This window comes from Neisseria sp. HMSC31F04, from assembly GCF_001807735.1.
Classification (GTDB): Bacteria; Pseudomonadota; Gammaproteobacteria; order Burkholderiales; family Neisseriaceae; genus Neisseria; species Neisseria elongata.
The window spans coordinates 1-5,785 of sequence record NZ_KV790753.1 but is presented as its reverse complement, the minus strand read 5'-3'; the positions used below and the strand labels follow the sequence as shown (position 1 = coordinate 5,785).

The following is a 5,785-nucleotide window of genomic DNA, read 5'->3' as shown; positions in this document are numbered from 1 at the left end:
CTGTGGTGTAAACAACGCGACGATTTCCTACACCTACGAATGGGACGGCATCCGCCACGGCCTATACCACCTCTACGGCCATCTGCACGACCGCATGGCCGCCGTCAAAGGACGCGCCCTCAATGTCGGCTGGGATATGCACGGCCGTTTCCTGACCGCACAGGATATTGACGGCTTCCTGCGCGATCTGCCTGCCGTTCAGTATTTCGACGACAAACAAAACGTTATTGTCGGCAACAGCACGGAAGATGCGGCTGCAAAAGTTCGGGCGAGATTGGCAGCATTGAATGAATGAGCTTTTATTTTAGAAATGAATTTTCAGGTAGCCTAGAACTGTCCAGACTACCTGAAAATAGCCAGTATAACAAAAGGACGGGTTTTCAATCCGTCCTTTCCGCATCAGCAATACCGCCAAGTGTCCCGCATAAAATGAATGATCTCGTTTAACGGCACGGGCGAAAGCGTAAACTGCTTGCCCCCTTCCTGCTGCTCCACTTCCAAAATCAACATACAGCCTTCCGACAACTTGCTCTGTCCGTCAAATTCCAATTCCCGGACCTTGACCGACCGGGTGATGCCGTTGTCTGCCAAGTTTTGCTGGTATGCCTCTCCCTGATATTCATTAAAAATGGGAGAGAAGGTCAGTTAATCCATTACATCTTCCGCAATCTTAATAGAACCAAAATCGCGTTAGCTATCGCCAGGTTTGTCATGTGTAATCAATAATCAGGAGTGCGTTTGTTTTTTAGGCTGTCATGTTGCCGCCGCTCAAACCTCAACCCGCCTTTTTTATTCATAAGAAATAAGAGGGTTATATATGTTTCGAAACTAAGCTAATCAGATTTTGTCTCAATATATTCTCAGCTTCTGAAATACTCATCCCCCAAATATCTGCCAATATTGCAATGGCAATATTGGCATTCCAGGGTAGTAAAGCTTGTGTTTTGAAATTCCCCAAAGGTCCATCAGTTTCAACCAATATTTTTTCTATTGGCATGAGTTGAACCAATTCATAACCCTTTTTACTACTTAACATTGCAGGTCCTACAGAAAAATAGCAGCCTATTTCAACCGCTCGTTTTAGCTGTTGTTTTGTGCCTGAAAACCAATGAAGGATTGGTAAATTACCATTTACTTGAATTAATTCATCTAGTACAGTATTTGCACTCATTCTAGAATGTATGCTCAATATTTTTCCTCCAGATTTTGCTGAGCTTCTTAAAATATGGCGAAAAACCTTTAATTGGGTTTCCCAATGTGTTTTAAACTCTTTTCCGCCATCCAGCCCAATTTCACCCACATAGCGAGTTTGGTTTAATAATGCATCAAACAAGTCCAACTCCTGCCAACGTTCGTGAGCCAGTTGCGGATGCAATCCCAAGGCGGTACGAATACGAGGACAATCTTTTGCTAATGAACTTGTTCCATACCACGCTTTGGGTGTGGTTGTAACAGATAAAACATAAATATTTTCATCTTTACATCGTTTTGCAACGTATTGTGGATTAGTATATAAATCCAAATGGCAATGCATATCCATCATAATATTTGGTTCACTATTAAAAGTTGCTCCACTTCATCCAGTCCGCTCCTAAAAACATTTGCAAACTGATTTAGTTGTTGAGTGGGTAGTGGACCACTTTGTGAAACCCATTGATTGATGTTGCGATGACTTTTTTGACGAATAGCACTTATTAAAGCAAATAAATCATCTCTTCTGTCCTGATTTGTTAAAATTTGCCGAATATCATTAAATTCATATTGGGCATCATTGGTAATACCAGCATAATGCAATGACGCTCTACGAATCAGGCATGGAACACAAACCCCGCATTGTTGATTTTTGCGTTTCCAATGGCTACACGAAACAGTATCAGGGATAATTTGCTGTAATAATGGTAAATTTTCGCATTCTGCTATCATTTGCCCTTTGGTTTTAAACTGATAAGGATTTCTTAAAGTGAAAGGAATATTGACCGCAGTGAACAATCTTTGTATTTCTTGGATAAAATAAGGGTGGGTGGTACGGGTACTTAAAGTACCTACTCTGCGTGCTGTTAAAGGTGCATTGATTGAAATTACTCCATTTTCAGGTACAAAAACATCAATTTCTTCTTGCACAAATTCCTGTAATGCATAAGCTGATATAATTGCAAATGCTAAGAAATTCAAACTTCTGGTTCGCATTGTGATTTCAGTAGCCCTACCATTATTTAAATGGGGCTGTGCAATCGCATTAAATTGAGAAAATTGATTGATATAACCATTTTGGTTAAGTTGCTGAATAATGGCTTGCTGACGTGATTTATCACCTTTATAGGAATGACTAACCAAAACAGGTGAATGCCCCTGTTCCAATAAATCAATTGCTCCAATCGATGAATCCAAACCACCTGAAAATAAACAAACACAGTCTTTATTTCTTAAATCTACTAACTTGGTTCTACCATTTTGTGAATAGGGTTGTGGAGGATTCTGTCCGTTTTCTTGAAAATCAAATTGCCAAATATCACCACTTAAAAAGTGTAAAATGTGTTCTAAATGAACTTTGTTTGCTTGCCAAATAGCTGGCTGGCACAATGGTAAAGTAATAGAAAAGGAACGGCACCAGCCATTTGCGGTATCTTTTCGCAAAACAAAAGTATCTGCCGCCGTTACTGCCATAGCAATGGTTAGAAAATCCATTACTTGGTTATTAAGTCTAATGCCTAATCTTCTCACCCTATCTAAAACCATATTACCGATATGGGCAATTTGTAGATTTTTATTACCCATTCCATACAAATGAACAGGTATTGTTCCATTTTGTAGGTTATTTAATTGATTAATGTCGTGGTGAAAAAACAATTGAGTCATCAATACTTCTCCCACTCTTCCCAAATTTCCAAAATAGCTTGATTTTGAATGTCTTGCATTTGTTCAATTGTTAACTGACAAACATCATCCGTAAATTTAGGGGCAAGATTAATATCTACTACTTCACGAATGAGTTGCCGTAAATCATTTTCTGCTCTGGCAATTTGCACAGGATCATCGCCTTTCTTCCAAGCCTTGCCAGCATCGTGTGCAATTTGCAGAAAAATACTTTCGGTTAAATAACAAACCATCATTCTACCAATGACTTCAGTGGTAATGCTATTTTCATCAAAAGTTGTCATTCCTTCCAATGCTTCTGATAAAGCAATATTCATTGCAGAACGAATTTTGTCTGAATCACCGTGATGACCAGCCAAAAGTTCGGTAATTTGGTTGATAACTTGCTCACAAGGCTGACCATTTAAACTATGTAAATTAACCGAATATTGTTGCTGCCGGCCGCCTGAAAAAATACCAAATAAATCCGAACCTGCTTGGGTAATTTTCCCCAATTTTTGGACGGCTGTATGCTTACTACCACTGGCTTTTCGTGCATAATGACCAAGTGCTTTACGTACATCACCACGTCCACCGCCTCGTACAGCCCTACCGATTGCTTGACGCAATCCCCTTAATCTCTGTGGGTCTGGTGTTTGAGTCGTTGCTTGGTTGTCATCAACCCAAGCCGGTAACAAAGGTGAACGACCATTTGGCCCCACGCTAGATTGTGAAGTACCCATTGCTTACTCCTGATACCAAGTTTCTCTTTTTAATCTTGTATTAAACCACGGCTGATTAACACCTTTATTTCTCAATTCAGCAATAAAGCGAGTTAAAATTTTTGCACCGTCTTCTGAATTTGCCGCTAGCAAACAAGCCCCTATAAAACCATCTGGGCTTTCATCCCAATTATCCAGTTTTCTTAATTGTTCAATCAATGCTTCCATAACGGAGATTTGTTCATCAATTGTTAATCCCTGAATAGCGGTTTGAGTATTTTGTGAGCCTGTTTTTGATTTAGTTACAAGTAAAATACTTAAAACATCTTGGGCTTTTTGAGAAAGTTGAGCAGTGTAAGTATTTAGCAGAATGGTTTCTCTAGATAAATAAATCGCAGCCCGCAAATCAACATTAGATAATTTGGGCTCTAATTTTACCCATTCTGTGATAAATGTTTGAATGGATTTATTTTCAGAGAGCTTTGATAGATTCTGCTCATTGTTATTTTCCAGTTCTTTTAATAATTCAGGTTTACCTTCTCCTTCATTAACAAGCTGATAAAATTTTGTTACTACATCAGAATCCACGCATCGCTCAAAAATAACTAGTTTGGTAATAATTGCTTCATCTAACGGCATTTGACGCTTGTCTGCGATTTTGGTACGCATCTTAATGGTATTTAAAATGCGTTTTACAATTCTGGGATTACCGTAAACATTAGGTGAATTTGCTAATAAGGGAGCTATTCTGTTTGCTCGTTCAAAATCTGACAAGAGAACTTTATTATGTTGCTCTTCAATAGTTTTGGTCACATCTTCTGGATTTAAAGATTGACTTTTCCAAGATTGTTGCAAATGAGTTTCTAAAAATTGGCGTAAGCTTGCTAATTTTGCGGTTGGTATTTTTTGATGAATGGCGTACAGCATATATAAATATGCACGAATTTCAAGCACACCTGCTTTGGGTACACGAATAGGAATCTGAATGAGCTTATCCAAATAATCAATTTGATGACGATACGACAAATCTTTGTAATGTTCGGCAACTGAATGGCGAATCATCTCCTCGTCAGCTGCGATAATGAATGCCGTCCGATTTAAAAACAAAAATAAACGAATCGCCTCCAATGTCTGAATAGCATTAGCAGGCAGACAACGGTCCAGATTATCAATTACAATAACCAGCTTTTTACCTAAATCCTGCAATATTTCGCCATATTCTTTTCTAAACTCATCGATTTGTTGTGGTGGTGTTTGTTTCTCTTTTGGCTTGATAAGATTTTTCCCTGAATCAACAAGATTTTTCCCTACTTCTACAATTTGCTTACTTTCTGTTTCATTTTGAACACCATCCAATGATTCTTTTGCTGTTTCAAATGTTTTGGAAATTAAGCCAAAAGTTGGCACTCCTGCAGCCAACGCAGCTCCTTCGGCCATTAAACCAAGCAAACGCAAACCATTAATTCTTACAAATAAGTTTTTGGATTTTTGCAAGATGGTTTCTTCATCTTTAGCGGCCTGAATCAAATGGCTTGCAATAGTTTCCAAAAGCGCCGCTCTGGCATCATCAAATCCCTGATAGAGCCAAGCATCAAATTTAATTATAATCCACTCATCAGGTTTGATTTGTTGCTCAATTAAATTTAATAGAGAAGATTTACCTGCACCCCAATTACCAAAAACACCTATTGAAACGGGAAGCATAGCTTCAGTTTCTAAGATTTCAGTAACAATTTGGGATACTTCACCAAAATTGAGATAGTCTTCTTTAGATTCAGTATCTGACCACATTTAATTACCCTCATTTATAAAATATAATTTTTTACGTTTTACATATTTTTAACAAATATTTAAATATTTTTATAATGATAAATATATAGAAAGTATCAAGATTGGTAGATGAGTTATCGAAATTAAAAGATAGTAAGAAAAGGGATGGAAGTGGAATAAAACAGATAAACAGATTAAACTACTATAATCAATAAGCGTAAAAAAACAGTATACTCAAATTTAGCAATGCCTCTTACTAGAGTTAAACGTGATAATTTCTACTATAACCTACCAGCTTTTCCTTCTTTCAATGATTTTATGGATAAACATTGTCAACTTGGTATCTCATAGCAAGCATATTGTGTAAAAATAAAATCTGAAATCTAATCTTTTCATACTTTATTTTTAGGGCTGACGTAGATTAGCCCTAAATTCCACAC

At 37.6% G+C, this 5,785-nt stretch carries 4 protein-coding genes and 1 pseudogene; 1 reads left to right on the top strand and 4 read right to left on the bottom strand.

The features are described 5' to 3' along the window. Nucleotides 1–295, top strand: a pseudogene (locus HMPREF3107_RS00245) (phosphoesterase); the annotation flags it as partial. Nucleotides 296–811: 516 nt separating this feature from the next. On the opposite strand, the gene qatD reads toward HMPREF3107_RS00245, so the two are convergent. The 4 genes from qatD to HMPREF3107_RS00225 are packed head-to-tail and all read right to left on the bottom strand — an operon-like array spanning nt 812 to nt 5,366. After that, nucleotides 812–1,543: a Qat anti-phage system TatD family nuclease QatD gene (qatD, locus tag HMPREF3107_RS00235; protein WP_070451913.1), complete on the bottom strand. Its 732-nt coding sequence runs from the start codon at nt 1,541–1,543 to the stop codon at nt 812–814. Continuing rightward, nucleotides 1,540–2,856, bottom strand: a complete 1,317-nt coding sequence (gene qatC, locus HMPREF3107_RS11190; RefSeq protein ID WP_083284570.1) for a Qat anti-phage system QueC-like protein QatC — start codon at nt 2,854–2,856, stop codon at nt 1,540–1,542. Before qatC ends, qatD begins: the two co-directional genes overlap by 4 nt. Continuing rightward, the gene (locus HMPREF3107_RS00230) at nt 2,856–3,596 is read right to left on the bottom strand and encodes a hypothetical protein (protein WP_070451910.1); all 741 of its coding nucleotides are present in this window, start codon (nt 3,594–3,596) and stop codon (nt 2,856–2,858) included. The genes qatC and HMPREF3107_RS00230 overlap by 1 nt, the downstream gene beginning before the upstream one ends. A 3-nt stretch (nt 3,597–3,599) precedes the next feature. After that, nucleotides 3,600–5,366, bottom strand: a complete 1,767-nt coding sequence (locus tag HMPREF3107_RS00225) for a KAP family P-loop NTPase fold protein (protein ID WP_070451907.1) — start codon at nt 5,364–5,366, stop codon at nt 3,600–3,602. Between the last annotated feature and the right edge of the window lie 419 nt (nt 5,367–5,785).

Excerpts from the sequence above, each read along its gene's own strand:
- qatD (WP_070451913.1), bottom strand. The coding sequence starts at position 1,543 with ATGATGGATATGCATTGCCATTTGGATTTATATACTAATCCACAATAC.
- qatC (WP_083284570.1), bottom strand. The coding sequence starts at position 2,856 with ATGACTCAATTGTTTTTTCACCACGACATTAATCAATTAAATAACCTA.
- HMPREF3107_RS00230 (WP_070451910.1), bottom strand. The coding sequence starts at position 3,596 with ATGGGTACTTCACAATCTAGCGTGGGGCCAAATGGTCGTTCACCTTTG.
- HMPREF3107_RS00225 (WP_070451907.1), bottom strand. The coding sequence starts at position 5,366 with ATGTGGTCAGATACTGAATCTAAAGAAGACTATCTCAATTTTGGTGAA.